Origin of the sequence: Klebsiella sp. Shm-1 (assembly GCF_040804525.1) — a bacterium.
GTDB classification, from domain to species: Bacteria; Pseudomonadota; Gammaproteobacteria; order Enterobacterales; family Enterobacteriaceae; genus Klebsiella; species Klebsiella pneumoniae.
In genome coordinates this window covers 4,857,091-4,882,153 of sequence record NZ_CP161823.1, presented here as the reverse complement: position 1 = coordinate 4,882,153, position 25,063 = coordinate 4,857,091, and the positions used below count along the sequence as shown (strand labels likewise).

Below are 25,063 nucleotides of genomic sequence, written 5' to 3'. Positions count from 1 at the left end.
ATGTTTTTATTTTATTTCTCCCCATCTGTTTTGTTGTAACCTTTTGATTGTTGGTGTTTATTTTATTTTTCTTCGAGATTGATTATTATCATCTTGATAATGAATCTCATTTTTATTACCGTAACACGGCACATTACTCTAATAACACGCTGTCTGGATTACGCTATCAAAGAATAGCGCGCAGCGCTTTTTCTCTAATGATGAAACAGGGCACTTAATTTTATTATGCCTCATGCTGTTTTCTTATTCCCATGACTATCGGGAAGGGGCTGACCTACGCCAAAATCTGGCGAGGCGCAGAGGCGAGTATTTTATCCCATTGTTTTTTCAATTGGGGAAGGCGTTATGCCCGACAGCAACAGAAAACAGGGCATATTCTATGAAATACACGTCTCACTTCCCGCTGGGGATCGTCATTCCTCTGCTCGCCTGTAGCGTGCCGCTGCAGGCGGCAGAGAACATGACAGAACAATCGACGCCTGACGAGAGCGCCGCCACTGCCGAAAATCACGAGGAGACGATGGTCATAACCGCCGCCAGGCAGAACCTGCAGGCGCCGGGCGTGTCGACCATCACCGCAGAAGAGATCCGCAAACATCCCCCCGCCCGCGATGTGTCGGAGTTAATTCGTACGCAGCCCGGGGTAAACCTGACCGGCAACTCTACCAGCGGGCAGCGCGGCAACAACCGGCAAATTGATATCCGTGGCATGGGGCCCGAGAATACGTTGGTGCTGGTCGATGGTAAACCGGTGACCAGCCGTAACTCGGTGCGGTATGGCTGGCGCGGCGATCGTGACTCCCGCGGCGATACCAGTTGGGTGCCAGCGGAGATGATCGATCATATCGATGTGATCCGCGGCCCGGCGGCGGCGCGCTATGGTAATGGCGCGATGGGTGGGGTCGTCAACATCGTGACCAAACCGACCACACCAGAATGGCACGGGTCGTGGAATACCTATATGAACGCTCCGCAGCACCGTAAAGAAGGGGCGACGAAACGTACTAACTTTAGCCTCAATGGTCCGCTGTCGGACAGTGTCAGCTTCAATCTCTGGGGTAATCTGAGTAAAACCCAGGCCGATGCGCAGGATATTAACGCCGGGCATGAAGCGGAACGTACCGGTTCCTACGCCGGTTCTTATCCCGCCGGACGTGAAGGGGTGGTGAACAAAGATATTCACAGTAAGCTGCGCTGGGAGTTTGCCCCGATGCAGGCCCTGGAGTTTGAGGCCGGTTACAGCCGCCAGGGTAATCTCTATGCCGGCGACACACAAAACACCAATACCAGTACGCTGGTGAAGAGTATGTACGGGAAAGAGACCAACCGTCTCTACCGGCAAACTTACGGCGTAACATGGACCGGCGGCTGGGATAATGGCGTGACCAGCAACAGCTATGCCCAGTACGAACACACCCGTAACTCGCGAATGGATGAAGGGCTGGCGGGCGGTACGGAAGGGATCTTCTCCAGTAGCGAGTTTTCAGATATCGATCTGGCCGATGTCCTGCTACATAGTGAAGTGAATATTCCGTTTACGCTGGGGGTCGATCAGAATCTGACCCTGGGGACAGAATGGAATCAGCAGCGGATGAAAGATGGCGTATCGACAACCCAGGCGCTCTCTTACGGCACTATCGATGGCGTATCGGCTACCGGTCGTAGCCCGTACTCCAGCGCCGAGATCTTCTCGCTGTTTACCGAAGATAATATGGCGCTAACGGACAGCACCATGCTGACACCCGCTCTGCGCTTCGATCACCACAGCATCGTCGGCAATAACTGGAGCCCCTCACTGAACCTGTCTCAGGAGCTGACGGACGACTGGACGCTGAAGCTGGGCATTGCCCGCGCTTACAAGGCGCCTAACCTCTACCAGTTGAACCCGAACTATATTCTCTACAGCAACGGTCAAGGCTGTTACGCCAGTAGTTCCGCCTGCTATCTGATGGGGAATAGCGATCTGAAAGCGGAGACCAGCGTTAATAAAGAGATTGGTCTTGAGTACAAGCATGATGGCTATCAGGCGGGGATCACCTGGTTCCGTAACGACTATCACAATAAGATTGAGTCAGGGTATGCGGCGGTGGGTACCGCCAGCAACGGCACCACCAATATCTATCAGTGGGAAAACGTACCAAAGGCGTTAGTGGAAGGCCTGGAAGGAACGCTGAATCTGCCGGTGGGGGAGGCGGTTAACTGGAGCAATAACCTGACCTGGATGCTGCAGAGCAAGAATAAGACGACCGGCGACCGGCTGTCAGTGATCCCGCAGTTTACCCTGAACTCGACCCTAAGCTGGCAGGTTCGTGAAGATCTCTCCCTGCAGAGCACCTTTACCTGGTATGGCCGACAGAAACCAAAACGCTTCAATTATAAGGGCGAGGCGGTCAGCGGCAGCGAACTAAACGAAGTCAGCCCATACAGCATTGTCGGCCTCAGTGCGACCTGGGATGTGAACAAAAATCTGAGCTTCACCAGCGGGATAGATAACCTGTTTGATATCCGCCACTACCGGGCAGGGAATGCGCAAACGACCGGCAACGCGACGACGGGAGCTTATCTGTATGGCGCGGGTGCCGAGACCTATAACGAATCGGGGCGGACCTTCTTTATGAGCGTTAATACTCATTTCTGATGATCCTGATGAGGAGTAAACCGGGTGCAACGCGACCCGGTTTTTTTATTTCAGATGAGAGCGGAGGTGGCGGTTATAAATCGTGACAAAATCTTCACGCCCTCTACATTATTAGCTCAACATATCCTTTTATACTGATTTCCGTCGCGCAAGGTCGTTGATCCCGACCGGGTTCGATAATAGCATCCTGCTATTTCCCTTCTGTAATATCCCCTGTCCCCCTTCCATTCCCAATCGCAGCGATGCGGAGGAGGGGGACCTCCTTATTTTTGCCGCGTGATCTGATAGCGATACTGAGTGGGCGTGAGCGCATGATATTTTTTGAAGGTACGATTAAACGCACTGAGATCGTCATAACCGACCATCATACAAATATCGACGATTCGGTAACCAGGCGTCGTCAGCAATAAACGGCGACACAGCGACATGCGCTGCTGGCGGATATATTCCATTGGCGAACGATCAAAATAATGACGGAAGAGCCGAAACAAATGCCAGGGGGAATAACCAGAGATATCGCTCAGATCGTCGACGGTCAGTTTCTTATCCAGATTATTATCGATCCACAAGAGCAGGTCGCTTAATACCGATTGCTGGAGCGTTTTGCTACGCATAATTGCGGCCAATCCCATAACGCAGGGCTCCTCAGTGAGGAGCCCTGGGGTTTATTGAACAGTGAGTGTGCCGTGGCGAACCTGATAATTTTTTTGATTATCAGGGCCAATATAGTCGCTGGCGGGTTTTGCCAGCTGCAGATGACCAAAGGCGGTAGTTTGCTCTGCATGATAATTTTCGCCGTCATTCACGTCGCCGCGCCCGTTATAACGGGCAATAGCCGGGAAGGGATACACCGGACGAGTCGCGATAACAGCTGGAGCAGCGTCAGCGTAAGGCTGACTGACTTTCTGCACGCCGTGAAACTGCGTTTGCGCATCTGGTTTTTCTGTCATCGGCGGCAGGTCGGCAGCGGCTGTTGCCCGTTTGCCGGCCATGATCTCCTGCGGCGCGATGCCTTCCTCGGTCCAGCGCATCAGCGGGGTAAGGAGATCAATTTGATCGTAACCTTCGCCATTACCGCAATGGGCTACCCCAGGCAGCAGGAATAACCGCAGGAAGGTATCCGTTGCGGCATGGCCCATCTCTGCTTCTACGCCGCGATAATAGGCGATAGAAAAGGCCGGACTGACGGAGTCATCGGCCAGACCGTGCCAGAGGATAAGCTTGCCGCCGCGCTGTTGATAGGCATGAAGATTGGTATTTGCCGCGTTATAGAGCGGCGCCAGTTGGGCGACGGCGTCAAAATTCTGCTGGTTAAGCGGGAAATCCCGCATCGATTGGATCTTCTGTTTTTCTCCTGGCAGGAGCACGGATTGCAGAGCCGGTAGTACCATCATTTCCGACATTGAGTGGCCGGTCGGCGTCTCGGGCACCGGCCAGCGTAGCTCGGAACCCAGCGGCAGACCGCCCGCGACGAACTGGGCGCCGTGGCTGTCGTAAGCCCCGCGGTAGAGCTTTTTCACCACCTCGATCTCTTCCTGCGTCAGGCAGGTAGAACGATCCCGAGCATCGGCAGGACAGCGAGGGAGCCATGACTCAGAGAACTGACAGGCATACGGATTTTGCAGGATACCATCCTGCACGCCGGAAAGCGTCGGGCAGTGAGCCAGCACGGCCTGGTGAATCAGAGGAAGGCGATTTTTCAGCAGGATAGCGGTACCGTCCGGGCGCTGATTGGCGGCCACATTCCAGCCGTGGAAGAAGGAGTTCTGAAACTGGAAAAAGGCCGCTGGCGCGCCAGCGCTGATACCGTCAAAATCCTGCGGAAAGCGCTGCGCTTCCATCAATGCTTCGCGACCGCCGTCTGAGCAGCCCATAAAGTAGGCATACTTTGGCGGCTGGCGGTAAAGCGTCTGCATCACCGCTTTGGCCAGCACGGCGGTCAGGTGGTTGGCGCGCCAGGCAAAATCGATGCGCTTTTGCGGATCTTCGGCCCATGACGCATCCATCATACTGCCATGGTGCCCCATATCGGTTGCTGCCACCACAAACTCGCCGTTCATTGCCGGCAGGCAGCCGCTGGCATTCGACAGACTCAGGTTAATACTCCCGCACAGTCCGCCACAGCCGACCTGCAAAAAACGTTGACTCCAGCGTTGAGTCGGCAGGGCAATCTGCACGCCAATCTCAGGGGCGATAGTGGCGCTCACCTTGCACCAGCTTCCCTGCGCGGAGGTCTGCATTTCAGTGTGATTGATAGTGACCTTTGCGCCAACGGCCGCGCTGAAGTCGGTAGCGCTTAGCGCATCGCATGTCAGCGCGGGAAGAACGATCGGCAGACTGGCGACAGCCTGCGTGGGTGAAGCGAACGATAACCCGAAGAGGGCGCAGAGGATGATGGGCAAGATTGTCTTGAGTAAGCGTGTCATACGCAGTTCCCTGTGGCTGATGATGGGAGGCGGCAGGATGGCGAAACCTATGCCTCACCTTCCCTGGCGAGGCGCCACTGCTTGGCTATTGTAGATAACGATAGACTTTCCTTGATGCCTTGATAAGGCGACCCTACTGTATTCTGCTATTTTGAGGAAAATATGGAGATGTTTGCCAACGGCGTCTGGCGGTGAATTCGGGGTAGAATGTTGTGATATCAGTTGCATAATTTATTCAATTTCTCTTCATTAAATCTGCTGGGTTGCAGGTTATTTTTCTCCCTGTTCCTGGTGATCCCAGAGAGCATCATTCCTAACGAGATCCTTCTCCCTTTCCATTAATAAGAAAGGGGGCTTTTTATTAATAAAACGTTCAGGCAAATCTAAATATAGTACTGGTGTTGGCCATTAGAACAATGCGCTTCAGAAAAAGTTCCATCATTAAATATATTTTTAAAGATGCTTTAATATCCATTTTTTCTCCATTTTGTCGCCATAATTGCATGTAATTCTGCGCCTCGCTCAGGTTATTTTCTGTCGCATATTTTAGAGATGCATCCTGAACAAATAAGCTCAACGCCAGCAGAACACTGCTATTGCTCATTATCTCGTAGACGACACATTCATGTTAAAAAAGACTCATATCATCAGCGGATTATTGATCGCCCCTTTAACGTTATATGCCGCAACATCATATCAAGTTGATGATATCCGTTTTGAAGGGCTACAGCGCGTGACCGTCGGGGCGGCGCTATTAAGTATGCCATTGCACGCGGGAGATGCGGTAACGCCAGAAGATGTCAGCGAGGCAGTGCGCGCGCTGTATGCGAGCGGCAATTTCGAAAATGTGCAGATCCTGCGCGATGGGAAAACGCTGGTGGTGCAGGTTAAGGAACGGCCCACTATTGCCAGCGTCAGTTTTTCCGGGAATAAGGCAGTGAAGGATGATGCGCTAAAGGAAAATCTCACCGCATCCGGTATTTCTGCAGGTAGTGCACTGGATCGAAATTCGCTTAGCGAAATAGAAAAGGGGTTGCAGGATTTCTATTACAGCGCGGGGAAATACAGTGCGCAGGTTCACGCGGTGGTGACCCCGTTACCGCGTAATCGCGTTGACTTAACGTTCGTTTTTCAGGAAGGCATCTCGGCGAAAATCGCACAAATAAACATTATCGGTAATCAGGCGTTTCGGGAAGAGACGCTCCTGGACCAGCTTCAGCTACGTGATAATGTGCCGTGGTGGAACGTGGTAGCCGATAAAAAATACCAGAAGCAGAAGCTGGAAGCCGATCTGGAAACGCTGCGCAGTTTTTATCTCGATCGCGGCTATGCGCGCTTTGCTATCGAGTCCACGCAGGTCAGTATGACGCCAGATAAAAAATCCCTGTATATCACTATCGCCCTCAATGAAGGCGAACGTTATCGGGTCGACCGAACTCAGGTGATGGGCGATCTGGCTCAGCATGGGCCGGAGATCGAGGCGCTTGCCCAGCCGCTGGCGGGGGCATGGTATAGCGGGGCGCAAGTCACCACGGTTGAAAATGAGATCAAAAAGCACTTTGGTAAGTATGGTTATGCCTGGCCGCAGGTGACGTCCACGCCGGAAATCGATGATGCGCATCACCGCGTGGTGCTGCATATTCAGGTCAACGCGGGCCGCCGCTACTCGGTACGCCAGATCCGCTTTTCCGGTAACGACACCTCCCGGGACGCGGTGCTGCGTCGTGAAATGCGCCAAATGGAAGGGGCGTGGCTCAACAACGAAAAAGTCGATCAAGGGAAGGTACGTCTTGATCGAACGGGTTTTTTTGAGAACGTTGAACAGCAGATCGTTCCGGTCAATGGAACGGCGGATCAGGTCGATGTGGTCTACAAGGTGAAGGAGCGCAACACCGGCTCATTCAATGTGGGCCTGGGATTTGGTACGGACAGCGGCGTGAGCTATCAGCTTGGCGTGACGCAGGATAACTGGCTGGGAACGGGTAATAGCGTTAGCTTCAATGGGACGCGCAACAGCTACCAGTCTTATCTTGAACTGGGGGCGACGAACCCGTGGTTTACCGTAGATGGCATCAGCCTGGGCGGAAAGATTTTTTATAACAGCTATGATGCTTCTGATGCGGATGCCGGGAGCTATAACCAGCAGAGCTATGGTTTAGGTAGTACGCTAGGGTTTCCCATTAGCGAAAATAACTCCCTGAACCTGGGACTGGATTATGTCCATAATCGCCTGACCAATATGGATCCGGAGCTGACGACCTGGCGCTACCTCAGCTCTCGGGGAATCGAGCCCAGCGTGGTGACGAAAGATGGCGACAGCGGCGCAAAATATAGCGCCAACGATTATTTTGTGAGTCTTGGATGGGGCTACAACGATCTCGATCGCGGCTTCTTCCCGCGTGCGGGAAACAAGAGCAGCCTGAGCGGTAAAGTGACGCTCCCCGGTTCGGATAATAGCTACTACAAACTCTCTTTTGACACCGCCCAGTATCTGCCGCTGAGCGAGAACAAGCGCTGGGTCTGGATGGAACGCCTGCGCGCAGGCTATGCCGGCGGGTTAGACGGCAAAAGTGTGCCGTTCTACGATAACTTTTACGCAGGCGGTTCGTCGTCAGTGCGCGGATTTTCTTCTAACACTATTGGGCCTAAAGCGGCCTATTACCGCTGTAACGGTAGCGAAAGCAGCTATAGCGCCTGCCCGCTGGACGCCTCGTCTGATGCGGTCGGCGGGAATGCCATGGCGGTGCTGAACAGCGAATTTATCATTCCAACCCCCTTTGTGAATGACAAATACGCCGATAGTCTGCGAACCTCGCTGTTTGTTGACGCGGGGACGGTCTGGAGTACATCCTGGCACAACACCGCGCAGACGCTGGCGGCAGGGATCCCTGACTACGGCGATCCGAGTTATATTCGTCTCTCCGCGGGGATTGCCGTGCAGTGGATGTCTCCCCTCGGTCCACTGGTCTTCTCCTGGGCAGAGCCGTTTAAAAAGTACGATGGTGATAAAGCAGAACAGTTTCAGTTTAATATCGGCAAAACCTGGTAGGGCTCCAACGGGGCCTGATAGACCGGCGTGGCTATATTCTGTGGACTGTCCTCCGACATAGCGATTGAGCAGAATATACTCAACCGCTATGTCGACATTATCGCTAAGGAATGCGATCTGGCGGGACACCCGCGACATTTACCCGAGCGCGGTCTGCGGGCCTCGCGGACCTGGTGACGTACGACGAGGTAACCACGCAATAAATAGCTGCCTGCTATGGTCCTCTCTTCTTGCCAAACCGCGGGTAATACTCAGTGCTGCATCATCTAATACCAATGGCTGAGGCCTCATCCAGAGGGACTAAGACGTATTGTCAATTAAGTTTATATTATCTTATTTTTTATTGTATTTTCTTTTTTAAGGTTAATTTGGCTGTTTTTCATCAGGCCTAACCATAAATTTAGAGAGGGAGATGAAACGTTACTAATAATGGAGTATGTTGTTAGGAATTGTCTTAAATCACATAATTGTCAGGGGTGCTTGCGATTTATAACAATGAATGCTATCACTATATATTGTAATAATTTGTAGCATCTTTATAAGGAAGGAATATGAAATGGACTATTCTTAATACCCTGATCTGCCCGCAATCTGGTATCGCCTTCTCGGCTATATCCAGTCTGCGTTTCTTGAAATTTATCATGTGGTACGAGGCTGATGTAATCCTGTTGCCCGGTGAGTCGATAAGACTCTATTCCTCGAGAGTTTTAATTAATGACCAGTATCATTCATTAAAAATCTATAATATTACGGTGTACGACGAGGCGCAGTGGGAAAAATTACGTGAGCGACCATCGTGCCCTTACCATGCCGGTGGCGAGCGGTCTGACTCCTGTTTTTACCAGTCCTTTTGCACGATTAAGCGTTGCCCGAATAATATTCCCCGCAGTGAACCCTGGCGTTAGCCAGTCCACGCCGCCGGTCAGACACCGGCGGCGTGACCTCATTTCGCCAGCAGGGCGGCCAGTCGAGGCTGGACGCTTGCGCAGCCGGCCAGCACGAGGTTGCCTCGCCGCAGGCCCGCATTGGCGAGAAACGCATTGCACGTTCCGCCCGCCTCCTCAATCAATAGCATGCCTGCCAGCGCATCCCAGCTGTTCATATGCGCTTCATAATAGGCGTGGAGCTGACCGGCGGCGACATGCGCCAGCATCAGGGCGCCCGCGCCAAAACGGCGATACTCCAGACCGGCGTCGAGCAGCGTGTTGATGGCCCGGGCGTAGTCGTGGACTGCACCCCAAAAGTTGGACACCCAACTGAGTAAGGTGCAATTTTATGGCTAAACCAAAGTATTCCCCTGAAACAAAACTGGCTGTGGTTAATCATTATTTGTCCGGTAAAGACGGAGAACAGAGTACAGCCGACCTTTTTGGTATTGAAAGAACATCTGTCCGTCGCTGGGTCAGGGCATGGCAGTTCCACGGTGCAGAAGGCCTGACTGCAAAAAATAATCATTATTCCGATGAATTTAAACTCGTGGTCGTCCGGGCGGTTATCAGTGACCGCCTGACGATGCGTGAAGCGGCTGCCCGGTTTAATCTCTCCGCAGAAATACTTGTCCGGCGCTGGCTCGACGTGTACAACGATGCCGGAGCGGAAGGTCTTTTAAACATGCAATGCGGACGGCCCGGACAAATGACAAAGCCAAAAAATATCCCACCACTGACAGATAAAGAGCTGGAAAAACTCTCCCCCGAAGAGCTCAGGGCCGAACTGCGTTATCTGCGGGCAGAGAATGCCTATCTAAAAAAGTTGAAAGCCTTGGTTCAGAGCGAAAAAAATGGCAAAAAGCCCTGATAATCAGTGAACTAAGGCATGAACACGCTCTGCGGGACCTTCTGCGGGCGGCCGGTATGTCCCGTAGCACGTGGTATTACAATATGAATGCACTGAAGCAAGGGGACAGGTATGCGGGTCTTAAAGAGAACATCAGGAAGATATACCACTATCACAAAGGTCGTTATGGCTACCGCAGGATCACGCTCGCACTGAGAAAACAGGGGCTGCGGATAAACCATAAAACAGTGCAGCGGCTGATGGCAGAACTGTCACTCCGGTCTGTGATAAGGGCGAAAAAATATCGTGCCTGGAAAGGGAGAACGGGCGAGGCCGCGCCCAATATCCTGAGCCGGAACTTCGGTGCGTCAAAAGCCAACGAAAAATGGGTAACAGATGTGACAGAGTTCCCGGTACAGGGAAAAAAGCTTTACCTGTCGTCAGTTCTCGATCTGTTTAACCGGGAGGTTATCGCCTACAGCCTGTCGGAAAGGCCGGTGATGGAGATGGTGAATACGATGCTGGACGGTGCGTTCCCGAAGCTCAGACCGGGAGATGCTCCGCTGCTGCACTCGGATCAGGGCTGGCATTACAGGATGAGGAGCTATCAGGAACGTTTAAAGGCGCATGGGATGACGCAGAGTATGTCGCGTAAAGGAAACTGCCTGGATAATGCAGTGATGGAAAACTTCTTCGGGACCCTGAAATCGGAGTGTTTTTATCTGAGGGAGTTCAGGAGTGTCAGTGCGCTAAGAAAAGCCGTAGAGGACTATATCCATTACTACAACAACGAGCGGATAAGCCTGAAATTAAAAGGCCTGAGTCCGGTAGAGTACCGAACCCAGGCTCTGAGAGCCGCTTAATATGAACCATCCAACTTTATGGGGTCAGTCCAGTCGCTGGCCGGGGCCCGGCTGGAGCGCCCCATGCCGATCACCACCGCATCGGGCTCCGGCTCGCGTAGCGTCAGGCGCCGACCGTTGAGATACGCGCCTTCGCCGCGGGCGGCGAAGAAAAATTCATCGCGATCGGGGGCGTAAATGATGCCGAGCGACAGCTCGCCCTGGCACACTCGCGCCAGTGAGATGCACCAGTAATCCATGCCGAGGATAAAGTTGGTGGTGCCATCGACAGGATCCAGCACCCAGACGGTCTGGTCGTCGCCTTCAAAACCGCTCTCCTCGCCGAGGAAACCCTCCTCGGGAAAGTGGGCCTGCAGCCAGCCTTTAATCTCTTGTTCTACCGCGAGATCCGCCTGCGACACAAAGTCCTGGCGCGCTTTTTTATCGACCTGTAATCCCGCATCGCGCAGCGCCTGGGCGTGGGCGCCTGCCTGGCGAATCAAGGCGCATAATGACTCTCGTTGTGCTTCCGTCATAGTCCTGCTCTCAGATAACAAAGGGCGACGTGCGCCGGTGAATTAAGGTTACCTCCACCCAGGTGGTGCGTGAAGGTTGCGAAGGGGCGGCGGCGCGCTCCAGAAGCCGGGCGAGCGCCTGGCGGGCGATCGCCGCCACATCCTGATGTAGCGTGGTGAGCTGATAGCTATATTGCGCGGTCGTCGGCGTGTTATCAAAACCAATCAGCTGAAAATCCGCCGGAGCCTCTCTGCCGCGCTGGCGCATTCCATCGAGAAAGCCACAGGCAAGCTGGGCGTTGGCGCAGAAGATCCCATCCAGCGCCTCGTCGGCGAGCGCCGCAGCCTGTAACCCGCCCGCGTAACCTTCTTGCTGACAGGCGAGGATCGCCAGGTGGCGTTCGACGTCCACTCCGCGCGTTTGCAGCGCCCGGCCGAACGCTTCCCCGCGCATGCGGCCGGCCCAGGTGGAAGGATGGTGGTTGAGCCAGCCAAAGCGCTGACAGCCGCTGCGCAGCAGCTGGTCGGCGGCCAGTTCGGCGCCGGCGGCGTTGTCAGAACAAACGTAATCCACGCCGGGGATCGTCGGCTGTCGATTAATGCCCACGACCGGAATATGCTGCTGGACGCACTCGTTCACCAGCGCCTCCGGCGGCTGGCCGGAGGTGACGATCACGCCGGAGACGCGAAACTGAGCGAAACGGCGTAAGGTCTGCGCCAGATCCTGCTCGCTGTGGATCTCGCTCACCAGCGCCTGAAAGCCCTGGCGCTGGATCTCGTTAAGCAGCGCATCAAGCAGGGTACTGCGAAAAGGATCGCTGATGCGCGAGACGATCACGCCGATTAAGTGGCTGCGCTGGCGGTTCAGCCCCTGGGCGAGGAAGTTAACCTGATACCCCAGCTCTTCGGCGGCGCGCAGTACCCGCGCCCGGGCGTCGGGAGAGATGCTGCCGTTGTTGCTCAACGCCCGGGACACCACTGCCCGGGAGACGCCCGCTCGCCGGGCAACATCCTGGGCGGTGACGCTGGGTTTGCGTGGGTTCATAGGAGGTACGTCTCGTCAGTGGGCGTGGGACGCGGCAGCGTTAAGGTGAGTCCATCCCGGGAAACGAATAAGCCCGGCCACGGCTGACAGGCCTGCTTTAGCGCCGACAGAGAAGCATCCTCGCAGTGATAGAGCCCCAGCGCCGGGAGCTGCAGCGTTCTGAACAGCATCAGGCAGGAGGGGAAATCGCCATGCGAGGCGTCATCGTCCAGGGCTGCTACCGAGGCGCACTCCTGAAACGCCAGCCCGGCGCCGGCCATCAGGGCTATCGAGTCGGCGGTCGGTCGGCCATCGCCGCTGTAAAACAGCGTCTGCCCGGCAATGGTGATGCGGATGGCGCGATTACTCAGCTCATGCTGGGTGGGGGCAGTGCGGATCTGCCAGTCCTGCCACGTCCAGGCTTCGCGGCATTCCTGCCAGTCGATGGTGAAACCAAGGTCCGCCTGCGGCCAGTTCGCCAGCGCGGCCAGCTGCATGAGCACCGGCTGCTGCGCCGGCTGGCAGTAGATAATGACTGGCTTCTGACGGGAATAACTTTTCCAGTGGTTCAGTAGCGCCGTCAGGCCGGTGCAGTGGTCCGGGTGAACGTGGGTGAAGTAGATCGCGTCGATATCGTTGACCTCGCCGCCGCGCTGCCAGAGCGCGCGGGGAACGGTGGGGCCGCAGTCGATTAACCACTGTTTGTTGTCCGCATCGATCACCCGCAGCGCGGAGGTATTTTGCGTGCAGGAAAAGGCGCTCCCGCAGCCAAGCACATCTATTTTCATTTACCCTCGCCAAAATTTTTTGCCGCTTAATTAAATTGTCATAAATACCCGACAAAGTAGGCTCACATCATGTCGAGTCAACGTTGCATTTTTTTTACAGCCAAATGAACACGTGTTCACCTTGCTAAAAAAAATGCCGCAGCAGCGCTTTCAGGTAGCGAATATGAGTTATTTACAGATCTCCGGCCTTAAAATTAGTTATGGCGATAAGGTGGTTTTACATAATATCGATCTGGCGGTAGAGCAGGGAGAGATGATTGCTCTACTGGGCCCGTCGGGATGCGGAAAAACCACGCTGCTGAACGCCCTCTGCGGCTTTATTCCGGTGCAAAGCGGCGAGGTGGCTATTGCCAGCCGAACGATCACTCATCTTGCGCCGGAGCAGCGCAATATCACCATGGTATTTCAAAGCTACGCCCTGTGGCCGCACCTGACGGTAGCGCGCAATATCGGCTATGGCCTGAAGCTGCGCAAATGGCGCGGGGCGGATATCGCGCGGCGGGTGGCGGAGCTGCTGCGAATAGTCAATCTCGAAGGGCTTGGCGAGGTGAAAGTGACCGAACTGTCGGGCGGCCAGCGGCAGCGGGTGGCGCTGGCGAGAGCCCTGGCCATAGAGCCCCAGGTGCTGGTGTTGGATGAGCCGTTATCTAATCTGGATGCCAAAGTGCGCCTGAATGTGCGCCATGAAATTAAATCTCTGCAAAAGAGACTGGGGTTCACGTCATTAATTGTCACCCACGATCAGCAGGAAGCCTTAGTGATGGCGGACCGCATTGCGGTATTAAATCAGGGGCGTATTGAACAAACCGGCACGCCGGAAGAAATATATCAACGCCCCGCGACGCCCTTCGTCGCTGATTTTATGGGGGCCGATAATAAAATAATTTCCGGTGAATTATCCGCTGCCGCAATATCCGGTTTATCTGCCGCTCAGCAGGGTGACAACGTTATTTATTTTCGCAGCGCCGATGCCGCGCTCGCTGAATTAACGCAGCCTGCGCCGCAGGAGGGGCTGGCTCTGGAAGGCGTGGTGGAGCAAAGCGCGTTTCTGGGCAATCTGTATCGTCACAGCGTGCGCTGCCATGACCGCCTGCTGCTGGCGGATGCCGCGCAGTGCTGGCCGACAAAAAGCCGCGTTCGGCTCCATGTGCCAACGCCGGCCCTGCATATTTTTCCTTTACCACTATCACAGTGATATCAGCGTGTTCATTCTGGGGACAATCCATGTTGACTAAGACGAAAGCAGCGATCGTAACGACCCTCTTCCTGAGCCTTGGCGCACAGGCCGACACCATTCTCAACGTCGCCACCGCGGGCGATCAGAATATGGTGGATTATGTAAAAACCTGGCTGGGGCCAAAATTTGAAGCCGCTCATCCCGGCGTCAAGGTGCGGGTGATCGGTACCGGCCCCGGCGACGCCGGGTCGAATAAAATTAGCGAGAAGCTAACGGCCCAGCAGGAGAGCGGCGCGCAGCAGTGGGATATCGACGTCGCGGTAGTGCACCAGAAGGCGGGCGGTGAGCAGGTGGCAAAGGGATTGCTGCAAAAATACCGTCAGGATATTCAGACCGGCGGCATGGTGAGTTCGCCGAGCGCCACCCAGGCGCTGGGCGTTAACGTTGACGGATACGTGATGCCAATGTTCTTAAGCCAGACCGCTATCGCCTGGAACAGCGATCTGGTCACTACCCCGCCGGCGTCGTATGACGAGCTGGTGGCCTGGACGCAGAAACACCCGCAGGCTTTTGGCTATAACGGCATCAAGAACGGCATGTCCGGCGTCAGCTTTGTGGTGGGCTGGATCTACGCCTACGGGACCGACGCCCAGCGTCTCTCCGCCGGGCCTTATGATAAAAGCGTCGAAAAAGGCTGGCAGCAGGCCTATGAGAAGCTAAAGGCGTTCAATAAAAACGTAACTTTCACCCCGGGCAACGCCGGGACGCTCGATATGCTGAGCCGGGGGGAAATTGCCATGGGCCCGGTGTGGGTCGATATGTTCTATAGCTGGAAAGATCAGGGCAAGCTGCCGCCGTCGATCAAGCTTGCTTTACTGGCGCCGGGCATGCCGGGCCAGCCGATGTATTACGTCATCCCGGCGAAGGCGGCGAATCCGCAGCTGGCGCGCGACTTTATCGCGCTAGCCACCAGCCCGGAAGTGCAGGCGCAGGGGATCGTCAAGCAGTTCAACTGGTATCCGGGCATCGACGCCGGGCAGGTGAAGCCGAAGCTGGATGCGGCGACCTGGCAAAAGCTGTTTGCCGAAATCTCGCCGGAAGCGCTGGCGAAGTATGGCAAAAGCTTCCCGATCGCCCCCTACTTTGACGATATCAAAGAGGGTTACGAAAGCCAGGTGGCTAATTAAACCTTTTCCAGCCCGGGCCGCCGTCCCGGGCGCTTGCTTGTGCTGACGCCAGGTTTATTATGTCCAGTTCATTAAAATATCTGCTGCTGGTTGCCCCGGCGGCGCTGATGATCGCGATCCTGTTTTTGTATCCGCTGGGGTTTTCGCTGGTCTCGGCGTTTACCGCGCCGGGACAGCCGTTCACCCTCGATCACTTCCGCAAGGTCTATGCGCTCTACGCCAGCGATGTGCTCTTTTCGCTGCTTATTGTGCTGATCTCGGTGGCGCTGTTAGCGCTGCTCGCCATTACCCTGTCGGCAGTGATTGCGCTGTCACCCTGCCGACCCGTTGTGCGTCTGCTGGGTTTTTTGTATCGCCTGCCGCTGTTTATTCCTTTTATCGTTGTTGCCCAGATGATGCGCACTTTTCTCGCCAAAAATGGCCTGATGAACAATGCGCTGGTGGCGGCCGACCTGGTCACGCCGCTGGAGACGCTCTCCTGGCTGGGATGGAAAGGGATAGTGATCACCTTTGTCTGGAAGCAACTGGCCTTTGCCACGCTGCTGATCTGCGGGGCGATGGCGGCGCTGGAGTCGTCGCAGATCCTTGCTGCACGTAATCTTGGCGCCTCCCGGCCGCGGATCCTGTTCGATATCATGCTGCCGCAGGTCCTGCCGACTATCGGCGTGGCGCTGGTGCTGTCGACGGTGACCATGATGTCGGTGCTGTCGGTACCGTTGATGATCGGCGTGGGGACCCCGACGATGCTAACCGTGGATATGGCGTTTCGCGTCAATTCCTATGGTGATTACGCGGTGGCGAATGCGCTTGGCGTGGTGTCGCTGGCGATCTGCGGCGCGCTGTCGTGGTTTTACCTGCGCCACAGCCTGCAGCAAAAAGGCGGTGAATCATGAAAGCGCTGGCCCTCGTATCAACCCCGGCATGGTGGGTGAAAGGGCGCCGTAAAGTGCGCGCCAGTCCGGTGCTGCAGACCCTGCTGCTGTTGTTTATGCTGCTGGCGATGTTTGGTCCGCTGCTGAACCTGTTGATCTGGACCGTAGCGGAAAGCTGGTATTTTCCCCATTCGCTGCCCAGTCGGTGGGGGCTGAAGTACTGGTATCAGGTTTTCAATCCATACAGCGATGTCTCCAGCTCGCTGTTAACCAGCGTGCTGATCGCTCTGTTATCGGTGGGGGTCTGTTTGCTGATTTCCGTACCCGCCGGCTATGCGCTTTCCCGGCGGAAAATGCCATTACGGATGCTGTTCATGCTGCTATTTCTTATCCCGCAGGCCTTTCCTAACCTGACGGTATACATGAATGTTGCCAGATTGTTTTATCAGTGGGGATTGAACGGCAGTATCGCAGGGGTGGTGCTGGTGCATAGCGTCCACGGTCTGATGTACTCGGTGTGGATCTGTGTGGCCGCGTTTTCAGCCATCGACCCGCTGCTGGCGCGGGCATCGCGTAACCTGGGCGCCGGGCCGGTGTATACCTTCTGGCACATTGTGCTGCCGCAGGCGGCGCCGGGGATCGTTGCCGCCAGCATCTTTGTTTTTCTGGAGTCGCTGGATGAGTTTACCGGCACTTTCTTCGTCGGGGCGCCGGATATCACCACGCTGCCGCTGCTGCTCTATAACGCCAGCATGTCGGGTAACTATCAGGTCTCGTCGATTACCGCGCTGATTTTGCTGGTCCCATCGCTGCTCTTTATGGTGGTGATCCATAAATTTATGCGTCCGGAGATGATGGCGAAATTAGGGAAATAAGGGCTGCAGAAAACGAAAAAGCTTCCCGTCGGGAAGCTTTTTAACCTCAGGTCATCATCATTGGCCACTCTGGCGGCGTCTGACTCATGACTTCAATCATCACATCTTTGATATTGCCCCAGATTTTGGCTATATCAAGCAGGGTGATACCGAGCAAACCGGTGGCGAACCAGCAGGCGGCGGCCAGGCCGAGGCAGCTGCAGATCACCGCCAGACCGGCGTAATCGCTTTTGCGAAGCTGAATATTCAGTGAGCTGGCGAGAAACATCAGTACCGCGCTCACCAGGGGCCAGCGCAATAATACGACACTGGTAGTAATGGAAGCCATTAACCTATCCTCAAAGAAAGTCGGGAGCCATGGACGACCTGACGCGACTGACGATGGCATAGCGCTCTGGTCTCAACTGGCGTACTAGAGAGTGATGAAACGCCATTTCTGTTTCATCAACTTGTGTGAACTATATCACACTTGGCGCTTTATTCACCAGTCAAAAAATGAGCTTTTGCTGCGTTTAATAACTATGAAATTTGTGTGGATATTGGTGAGCAACCCCGGGAAGCATATTTTCATTCACTGCCTAATGATTATTATTCTGCGGGTTTTATTACCTGTTCTTGTTTATTACACGGAGAAACCGAGTCAGATGCGCGTCTATTCTTAATCTTGCCGGAATATCTTCCGAATACCTGATAAATAAGTATTATTCATCACCATCAGAGGTAAAACTGACGCTCGTGAGGGCTGTCGGATGTCAGCTGATGTCTATCGCAATCGCGATTGCTAACGTGTTCGGGCTACCTTAATTAAGGCATATCGCATGGATGTAAGCGTAAATGGGTGACAGTGCGCCGCATAAGGCGCTAAGACTCATCGGAACAGGTTTGGTTATTTTATTGCCAGTGGTGCTGGCATTGTGGTTTGCCCAGCTGCGGGCTAAAGCCGAAACCATTGATCAATTACACTCATTTTCGCAGCTGGCGCTGCAAAAAACGGAAATGGTCATCCGGGAAGCGGATCAGGCTCGGGCTAAAGCCAGCCAGTATCGCGGTGAGTTGTGTTCAGCGGATCACCAGCGTTATTTACTGCATATTGTGCGCGGCCTGCTGTATGTGGAAGATCTGATCTACGCTAACGGCCAGCGCTTTATCTGTTCAACGTCCGTTCATCAGCAAACCGGCTGGCGGATGCCGGCGGCTAATTACACCAAAAAGCCGGATGTCGCGATTTACTATTACCGGGACACGCCGTTTTATCCGGGCTTTGCCATGAATTATATGCAGAAGGGGCCCTATGTTGTGGTGGTTAATCCCTTCTCGTACAGCTCGGTGATCGCCAGCGACCGCGATTTAGCCTATGGCGTTTTCGATACCAAAACCAACCTCTTTTTCTCGGTAAGTAACAATGTCGAGCCCGCGGAACTCCATGCGTTAATTCGCGAAGGCGATACCTTTTTTAATCAGAATGGCCGGGTGTATACGATCGCCCGCTCCGCTATTCGCCCCATCGCCGTCATTATGTCCACCTCGCGGGCCAGCTACTATCACAACTTTTGTGACCAGGCCAGTCTGACGCTGCCGCTGGGGATAATTTGCAGTATTTTACTGGTGCTGGTGTGGTCGCGCACCCGCCGACAGTATCACTCGCCGCGCAATATGCTGCAGCGGGCTCTGAGCTGCCGCCAGCTGCGCCTGCACTACCAGCCGATTATCGATATTAAAAATAACCGCTGCGTTGGGGCGGAAGCGCTGCTGCGCTGGCCTGGGTTTGACGGTCCGGTGATGAACCCGGCGGAGTTTATTCCGCTGGCGGAAAATGAAGGCATGATTGCCCAGGTCACGGACTACGTGGTGGATGAACTGTTTTATGAAATGGGTGAGTTTCTGGCCAGCCATCCACAGTTGTATATAGCCATCAATCTCTCTGCGTCGGATTTCCATTCGGCGCGGCTGATTTCACAGATCAGTGAGAAAGCGCACAGCTACGCGGTCTGTATCGGACAAATCAAAATCGAAGTGACCGAGCGCGGGTTTATCGACGTACCGAAGACCACGCCGGTGATCCAGGCGTTCCGCGAAGCAGGCTATGAAATTGCCATCGACGATTTCGGCACCGGCTACTCGAATCTGCATAATCTGCACGCGCTGAACGTCGATATCCTCAAAATCGATAAAACCTTCGTCGATACGCTCACCACCAACAACACCAGCCACCTGATTGCTGAACATATCATCGAGATGGCGCGCGGGTTGCGGTTAAAGACGATTGCAGAAGGCGTGGAGACGCCGGAGCAGGTAAGCTGGCTCTACAAGCGCGGCGTACAGTATTGCCAGGGCTGGCTGTTTGCGAAAGCGATGCCGGCGCGGGAGTTTATGCAGTGGTTAGCCAATGCTCCCGCGCCCGCGAACGTGCCTCAGCCGCCGCGTCACGCGGAGATCTGATGGCGATAGTCGCTGGGAGTGCGGTCAAACTCGCGGCGGAACACCCGGGAGAAGGTTTGCTGCGAGACGTAGCCCAGATCCATGGCGATATCAAAGATCGGCCGCTGGGTGGTTCGCAACGCTTCCGCCGCCAGCAGCAGGCGGCGCTGGCGAATATAGTCCCCCAGCGTCTGATGCATCACGGTACGGAACATCCGCTGCAGGTACCACTTCGAGTATCCTGACTTTCTGGCGACTATATCAATGTTAAGTGGTTGATCGATATGTTCATCAATCCATTCAATCAAAGTTTGAATAATATCCTGATGGGACATAAAGCGGCCTCTCTCAATTCTCGATTCGTCGTTTTGTCTGCAGGCGAGTATAATTCCTCAAGTTAACTTGAGGTAAAGCGCTTTATGGAAAAGAAATCACCCCGCATCAAAATGCTGTTGACGCCTGGAGAAGTGGCAAAACGAACCGGCGTGGCGGTCTCGGCCCTCCATTTTTATGAGAGTAAAGGATTGATCCACAGTCAGCGGAATGCCGGCAATCAGCGGCGCTACCGGCGTGACGTTCTGCGCGCGGTGGCGATTATCAAAATTGCGCAACGTATTGGCATCCCGCTGGCCACTATCGGCGACGCGTTTGGCGTGCTGCCGGAAGGGCACAATCTCAGCGCAAAAGAGTGGAAGATGCTGTCATCGCAGTGGCGTGAGGAGCTGGATCGGCGCATTCATACCCTGACGGCGCTACGCGACCAGCTCGACGGCTGTATCGGCTGCGGCTGTTTATCGCGACGCGACTGCCCGCTGCGCAACCCGGGCGATAAACTGGGGGAAGAGGGAACCGGCGCCCGGTTGCTGGAAGACGAGTGATAAAACTAAAGCGCCACAACTGGGCGCTTTAGTTGTTTTCCGGTCTTGGTCTTTCGCATTATCTCGCTGGTTCGCGAGAGGGTTTCCCCCGACGTCGACGTCCCTCAGTATTGCGCAATCTGTTGATGGAGGTTCCGGTTTGCGTCGACACTTTAACTATGGCATCTGCCGTCGCTTTTTCCTCACTATTTTGCTGAAATTTTCCCGGCAATGAGCGCCTGTTCCTATAGTTAATTTGAACAAACTACGGGAGAGGCTCATGCTGACGGTTCATCATCTTAATCAATCACGATCGCAACGCGTACTGTGGGCACTGGAAGAGCTGCAGCTGCCTTATCAGATAGTCCGCTATCAGCGGGAGAAAACGATGCTGGCGCCGGCGGCGCTGAAAAAAATCCATCCGTTGGGCAAATCACCGGTACTGGAAGACAACGGCTATGTGCTGGCGGAGTCCGGGGCGATCCTCGAGTATTTGCAGGAAACCTGGGACAGCGGCGGGTTGTTGAAGCCGCAGGGAATTGACGACAAACTGCAGTACCGCTTCTGGCTGCACTATGCCGAAGGCTCGCTGATGCCGCTGTTGTTAATGAAGCTGGTGTTCGCCAGCCTTGGCAAACCCCCTGTGCCCTTTGGCATTCGCTCGCTGGGTTCGCTGCTGGGCAAGGGGATACAGAAAACGTGGCTCGATCCGCAGCTGGCCACCCATGCGCGGTTCATTGACGACCATCTTGCCGCGCGGCCATGGTTCGCTGGCGAGCGGCTGAGCATGGCCGATATCCAGATGAGCTTCCCGGTGATGGCATTGTTGGCGCGTGGCGGCATGCATGACCTTGTCCATATCGAGGCCTGGTGTCAGCGAGTGGAACAGCGACCGGCCTGGCAACGCGCCATCGAGCGCGGCGGCCCCTTCACCTTACCCGGCGCCTGAGATATCAGCGGATCCGATGACGTCAATAAATGAAAGCAACTCACTAAAAAATTGTTAGCGGATTGCGCATGGACGATAACGTTTGCGCATCGTCTGGTTATTTTCTGTTCGTCATAAGCGAAATTTAGCGAAATACGATAAACATCGGTTGAAAAGGGTTATCTAAAGGCCGGATAATCGTTTGCCTTTCTGTTTCGCTCCCCCTTTTTTCTGCTGTCCGGGGGAGGCGATAAGGTTGACCACCGTAGTGTATGCGCGGAGTTAAACGTTTGCTTTTTTGCGGCCCCCCTGGCGCTGCGATTCGGTACATGGAGATCGCGTTTAACTGGCAGTGGACGGTCCACCACGCATATCAACGAACGATAAAAATTTTCAGGGGAAGTTTTCTATGTCTACGCCTTCAGAGCGTACCGGCGGTTCATTGGACGCCTGGTTTAAAATTTCGGCGCGCGGCAGCACCGTGCGTCAGGAGATTGTTGCAGGTCTTACTACCTTTCTGGCGATGGTGTACTCCGTCATCGTGGTGCCGGGCATGCTCGGTAAAGCGGGCTTCCCGCCGGCCGCGGTGTTTGTCTCGACCTGTCTGGTAGCGGGCGTTGGCTCGCTGGCGATGGGATTATGGGCGAATCTGCCGATGGCGATCGGTTGCGCTATCTCGTTGACCGCCTTCACCGCCTTCAGCCTGGTGCTGGGGCAGCAGATCAGTATTCCGGTAGCCCTCGGCGCAGTATTCCTGATGGGGGTCCTGTTTACGGTGATCTCGGCAACCGGCATCCGCAGCTGGATCTTGCGTAACCTGCCGCAAGGCGTGGCGCACGGTACCGGGATCGGCATTGGCCTGTTCCTGCTGCTGATCGCCGCCAACGGCGTTGGTCTGGTGATCAAAAACCCGCTGGACGGTTTGCCGGTGGCGTTGGGCAACTTTGACAGTTTCCCGGTGGTGATGTCGCTGATTGGCCTCGCGGTGATCATTGGTCTGGAAAAAATGAAGGTGCCGGGCGGCATTCTGCTGACCATTATCGGCGTGTCGATTGTCGGCCTGATTTTCGATCCCAACGTCCATTTCTCCGGCATTTTCGCTATGCCATCCCTGAGCGATGGCCAGGGTAATTCCCTGATCGGCAGCCTGGATATCGTCGGCGCGCTCAACCCGGTCGTGCTGCCAAGCGTGCTGGCGCTGGTGATGACGGCGGTCTTTGACGCCACCGGTACCATCCGCGCGGTGGCTGGCCAGGCGAATCTGCTGGATAAGGACGGACAGATCATCAACGGCGGTAAAGCGCTGACCACCGACTCCCTGAGCAGCGTCTTCTCCGGTTTAGTCGGGGCGGCGCCGGCGGCGGTTTATATCGAATCGGCGGCGGGTACCGCGGCCGGTGGTAAAACCGGTCTGACCGCGGTGACGGTCGGTGTCCTGTTCCTGCTGATCCTGTTCCTCTCCCCGCTCTCTTATCTGGTGCCGGCCTACGCGACCGCGCCGGCGCTGATGTACGTTGGCCTGCTGATGCTGAGCAACGTGGCGAAAATCGATTTCAATGACTTTGTTGACGCGATGGCTGGCCTGATCACCGCGGTGTTTATCGTGCTGACCTGTAACATCGTGACGGGCATCATGATCGGATTCGCGACCCTGGTTATTGGCCGTCTGGTCTCCGGCGAGTGGCGCAAACTGAACCTCGGCACGGTGATTATCGCTGTGGCGCTGGTGGTGTTCTACGCCGGCGGCTGGGCGATTTAAACCCTTCGTGCTCCTCACGGGCGGCTCAGGCCGCCCGTTTTATTTTTAAGCCACATCCTGTTTCCATTTGCGTTAATCTGGGTAGCGTATGATTCACAGGCATGACGCCTTACAGGTATAAAAGAAAACGCAGCAAACAGGGAACACATGGAAATATTCTTTACCATCCTCATCATGACCCTTGTGGTCTCACTCTCCGGGGTAGTGACGCGCGTACTGCCCTTTCAGGTTCCACTTCCACTGATGCAAATCGCCATTGGCGCGCTTCTGGCGTGGCCGACCTTTGGTTTGCACGTTGAATTTGATCCAGAGCTGTTTCTGGTACTGTTTATCCCGCCGCTGCTATTCGCCGACGGCTGGAAAACGCCAACCCGCGAATTTATTGAACACGGGCGCGAGATCCTCGGCCTGGCGCTAGCGCTGGTGGTCGTGACGGTGGTCGGCATCGGCTTTCTGATCTACTGGATTGTGCCGGGCATTCCGCTGATCCCGGCGTTCGCACTGGCGGCCGTGCTGTCGCCGACCGACGCCGTGGCGCTTTCGGGCATCGTTGGGGAAGGGCGGATACCGAAGAAAATCATGGGCATTCTGCAGGGGGAGGCGCTAATGAACGACGCCTCCGGCCTGGTCTCGCTCAAGTTTGCCGTCGCGGTGGCGATGGGCACCATGGTCTTTACCGTTGGCGGCGCCACCGTAGAATTTCTGAAGGTGGCGATTGGCGGCGTGCTGGCCGGGTTTGTGGTGAGCTGGTCGTATGGCCGCTCGATGCGCTTCCTCAGCCGCTGGGGCGGGGATGAACCCGCCACGCAGATTGTCCTGCTGTTCCTGCTGCCGTTTGCCTCCTATCTGATTGCCGAACATATCGGTGTCTCCGGCATCCTGGCGGCGGTGGCGGCGGGGATGACCATCACCCGTTCCGGCGTGATGCGCACCGCGCCCTTGGCCATGCGCCTGCGCGCCAACAGCACCTGGGCAATGTTGGAGTTTGTCTTCAACGGCATGGTCTTCCTGTTGTTGGGCCTGCAGCTGCCGGATATCCTCTCCAGTTCGCTGGTGGCGGCGGAGGCCGACCCCAACGTTGAGACCTGGATGCTGTTTACCGACATTATCCTGATCTATGCCGCGCTGATGCTGGTGCGTTTTGGCTGGCTATGGTCGATGCGTAAGCTCAGTCAGCGCTTCCTGAAGAAGAAGCCGATGGAGTTTGGCTCCTGGACCACGCGCGAGCTGCTGATCTCCTCCGTTGCCGGGGTGCGCGGGGCGATTACCCTCGCCGGTGTGCTCTCCATTCCTCTGCTGCTGCCTGACGGGAATGTCTTTCCGGCGCGCTATGAGCTGATTTTCCTCGCCGCCGGGGTGATCCTGTTCTCGCTGTTCGTCGGGGTGATTGCGCTGCCGATCCTGCTACGTCACATTGAATCGAGCGATAATGTGCAGCAGCGGAAAGAGGAGCGTCTGGCGCGCGCGGCAACGGCTGACGTGGCGATTGTGGCGATCCAGAAGATGGAAGAGCGTCTGGCGGCGGATACCAAAGAGAATATCGATACCCAGCTGCTGACCGAAGTCAGTTCGCGGGTGATCGGTAACCTGCGCCGGCGCGCCGATGGGCGTAACGACGTGGAAACCTCTATGCTCGAAGAGAGTCTGGAACGCCGCTTCCGCCTGGCGGCGCTGCGCTCTGAGCGCGGCGAGCTGTATCATCTGCGCGCCACCCGGCAGATCAGTAACGAGACGCTGCAGAAGCTGCTCCACGATCTCGACCTGCTGGAAGCGCTGTTAATCGAAGATCAATAACCTGTAATCCGGATAGCGCGACGCTTATTCGGACTACTGGCGAGACTGCAGTAAATGTGTAGCCCCGGTAAGCGTTAGCGCGACCGGGGGAAACCCGGGCAGCGGCGCAAGCGCCTGACCCGGGCTACCCCTTCCCTT

20 protein-coding genes and 2 pseudogenes are annotated in these 25,063 nt (G+C 55.4%); 13 read left to right on the top strand and 9 right to left on the bottom strand.

Annotated elements, in window-relative coordinates:
* The first annotated feature begins 379 nt into the window (after positions 1 to 379).
* On the top strand, positions 380 to 2,638 hold the full coding sequence (locus tag AB1E37_RS23825) for a TonB-dependent siderophore receptor (RefSeq protein ID WP_004209968.1): 2,259 nt from the start codon (positions 380 to 382) through the stop codon (positions 2,636 to 2,638).
* A 263-nt stretch (positions 2,639 to 2,901) separates the two neighbouring features.
* On the opposite strand, the gene AB1E37_RS23820 is transcribed toward AB1E37_RS23825, so the two are convergent.
* The 3 genes from AB1E37_RS23820 to AB1E37_RS23810 all read right to left on the bottom strand — a co-directional run bounded on the left by AB1E37_RS23820 (position 2,902) and on the right by AB1E37_RS23810 (position 5,668).
* A complete protein-coding gene (locus AB1E37_RS23820) occupies positions 2,902 to 3,270 on the bottom strand; it encodes a helix-turn-helix transcriptional regulator (protein WP_004177844.1) in 369 nt (122 codons plus the stop codon).
* Between the two features lie 33 nt (positions 3,271 to 3,303).
* Positions 3,304 to 5,064: a tannase/feruloyl esterase family alpha/beta hydrolase gene (locus tag AB1E37_RS23815; RefSeq protein WP_004152934.1), complete on the bottom strand. Its 1,761-nt coding sequence runs from the start codon at positions 5,062 to 5,064 to the stop codon at positions 3,304 to 3,306.
* Between the two features lie 373 nt (positions 5,065 to 5,437).
* Positions 5,438 to 5,668: a potassium:proton antiporter gene (locus tag AB1E37_RS23810; protein WP_004146634.1), complete on the bottom strand. Its 231-nt coding sequence runs from the start codon at positions 5,666 to 5,668 to the stop codon at positions 5,438 to 5,440.
* 21 nt (positions 5,669 to 5,689) lie between these two features.
* Here AB1E37_RS23810 and bamA point away from each other — a divergent pair, with 21 nt between their 5' ends.
* Both bamA and iraM read left to right on the top strand, forming a co-directional pair.
* Positions 5,690 to 8,113, top strand: a complete 2,424-nt coding sequence (bamA, locus tag AB1E37_RS23805; protein ID WP_284302719.1) for an outer membrane protein assembly factor BamA — start codon at positions 5,690 to 5,692, stop codon at positions 8,111 to 8,113.
* 551 nt (positions 8,114 to 8,664) lie between these two features.
* Positions 8,665 to 9,018, top strand: a complete 354-nt coding sequence (gene iraM, locus AB1E37_RS23800) for an anti-adapter protein IraM (protein WP_002885039.1) — start codon at positions 8,665 to 8,667, stop codon at positions 9,016 to 9,018.
* A gap of 38 nt (positions 9,019 to 9,056) precedes the next feature.
* On the opposite strand, the pseudogene AB1E37_RS23795 reads toward iraM, so the two are convergent.
* Positions 9,057 to 9,338 (bottom strand): annotated as a pseudogene (locus AB1E37_RS23795) (inositol monophosphatase); the annotation flags it as partial.
* Positions 9,339 to 9,388: 50 nt separating this feature from the next.
* Between AB1E37_RS23795 and AB1E37_RS23790 the strand changes: the two are divergent.
* Positions 9,389 to 10,752 (top strand): IS3-like element ISKpn1 family transposase gene (locus tag AB1E37_RS23790; protein WP_085955203.1). Its coding sequence is split into 2 segments (ribosomal slippage): positions 9,389 to 9,857 and positions 9,857 to 10,752, totalling 1,365 coding nucleotides; the frame shifts between segments, so codons are not numbered across the junction.
* Between the two features lie 29 nt (positions 10,753 to 10,781).
* Here the strand turns inward: AB1E37_RS23790 and AB1E37_RS23785 are convergent.
* The 3 genes and pseudogenes from AB1E37_RS23785 to AB1E37_RS23775 all read right to left on the bottom strand — a co-directional run.
* Positions 10,782 to 11,267, bottom strand: a pseudogene (locus AB1E37_RS23785) (inositol monophosphatase); the annotation flags it as partial.
* A 10-nt stretch (positions 11,268 to 11,277) separates the two neighbouring features.
* Entirely contained in the window at positions 11,278 to 12,291 is a 1,014-nt protein-coding gene (locus tag AB1E37_RS23780) for a LacI family DNA-binding transcriptional regulator (protein ID WP_032448202.1), read from the bottom strand.
* Positions 12,288 to 13,058: an MBL fold metallo-hydrolase gene (locus AB1E37_RS23775; RefSeq protein ID WP_004178284.1), complete on the bottom strand. Its 771-nt coding sequence runs from the start codon at positions 13,056 to 13,058 to the stop codon at positions 12,288 to 12,290. Before AB1E37_RS23775 ends, AB1E37_RS23780 begins: the two co-directional genes overlap by 4 nt.
* Positions 13,059 to 13,221: 163 nt before the next feature.
* Between AB1E37_RS23775 and AB1E37_RS23770 the strand changes: the two genes are divergently transcribed.
* Genes AB1E37_RS23770 through AB1E37_RS23755 form a run of 4 tightly spaced genes read left to right on the top strand, consistent with a single transcriptional unit; the run spans position 13,222 to position 17,169 of the window.
* Positions 13,222 to 14,253, top strand: a complete 1,032-nt coding sequence (locus AB1E37_RS23770; protein WP_004177837.1) for an ABC transporter ATP-binding protein — start codon at positions 13,222 to 13,224, stop codon at positions 14,251 to 14,253.
* A gap of 29 nt (positions 14,254 to 14,282) precedes the next feature.
* Positions 14,283 to 15,422 carry an extracellular solute-binding protein gene (locus tag AB1E37_RS23765; protein ID WP_004177835.1) on the top strand — a complete coding sequence of 380 codons (1,140 nt, stop codon included), beginning with the start codon at positions 14,283 to 14,285 and terminating at the stop codon, positions 15,420 to 15,422.
* A gap of 59 nt (positions 15,423 to 15,481) precedes the next feature.
* A complete protein-coding gene (locus AB1E37_RS23760; RefSeq protein ID WP_004177833.1) occupies positions 15,482 to 16,315 on the top strand; it encodes an ABC transporter permease in 834 nt (277 codons plus the stop codon).
* Positions 16,312 to 17,169, top strand: a complete 858-nt coding sequence (locus AB1E37_RS23755) for an ABC transporter permease (protein ID WP_020802409.1) — start codon at positions 16,312 to 16,314, stop codon at positions 17,167 to 17,169. Before AB1E37_RS23760 ends, AB1E37_RS23755 begins: the two co-directional genes overlap by 4 nt.
* A gap of 46 nt (positions 17,170 to 17,215) precedes the next feature.
* Here AB1E37_RS23755 and AB1E37_RS23750 read toward each other — a convergent pair whose 3' ends face one another.
* Positions 17,216 to 17,497, bottom strand: a complete 282-nt coding sequence (locus AB1E37_RS23750; protein ID WP_002885064.1) for a YjcB family protein — start codon at positions 17,495 to 17,497, stop codon at positions 17,216 to 17,218.
* Positions 17,498 to 18,003: 506 nt separating this feature from the next.
* Between AB1E37_RS23750 and AB1E37_RS23745 the strand changes: the two genes are divergently transcribed.
* A complete protein-coding gene (locus AB1E37_RS23745) occupies positions 18,004 to 19,608 on the top strand; it encodes an EAL domain-containing protein (RefSeq protein WP_004177824.1) in 1,605 nt (534 codons plus the stop codon).
* Here AB1E37_RS23745 and soxS read toward each other — a convergent pair.
* On the bottom strand, positions 19,593 to 19,922 hold the full coding sequence (gene soxS, locus AB1E37_RS23740) for a superoxide response transcriptional regulator SoxS (RefSeq protein ID WP_004151738.1): 330 nt from the start codon (positions 19,920 to 19,922) through the stop codon (positions 19,593 to 19,595). The genes AB1E37_RS23745 and soxS overlap by 16 nt on opposite strands.
* Before the next feature lie 84 nt (positions 19,923 to 20,006).
* Here soxS and soxR point away from each other — a divergent pair, with 84 nt between their 5' ends.
* The 4 genes from soxR (at position 20,007) to AB1E37_RS23720 (ending at position 24,925) form a co-directional block, all read left to right on the top strand.
* Positions 20,007 to 20,465 carry a redox-sensitive transcriptional activator SoxR gene (gene soxR / locus AB1E37_RS23735; protein WP_002885077.1) on the top strand — a complete coding sequence of 153 codons (459 nt, stop codon included), beginning with the start codon at positions 20,007 to 20,009 and terminating at the stop codon, positions 20,463 to 20,465.
* Between the two features lie 259 nt (positions 20,466 to 20,724).
* Positions 20,725 to 21,393 (top strand): glutathione S-transferase family protein, encoded by a 669-nt coding sequence (locus AB1E37_RS23730; protein ID WP_032448203.1) that lies wholly within the window; start codon positions 20,725 to 20,727, stop codon positions 21,391 to 21,393.
* Between the two features lie 388 nt (positions 21,394 to 21,781).
* Positions 21,782 to 23,131: an NCS2 family permease gene (locus AB1E37_RS23725; RefSeq protein ID WP_032448204.1), complete on the top strand. Its 1,350-nt coding sequence runs from the start codon at positions 21,782 to 21,784 to the stop codon at positions 23,129 to 23,131.
* A gap of 147 nt (positions 23,132 to 23,278) precedes the next feature.
* Positions 23,279 to 24,925, top strand: a complete 1,647-nt coding sequence (locus AB1E37_RS23720) for a Na+/H+ antiporter (RefSeq protein ID WP_002885082.1) — start codon at positions 23,279 to 23,281, stop codon at positions 24,923 to 24,925.
* The last annotated feature ends 138 nt before the right edge of the window (positions 24,926 to 25,063 follow it).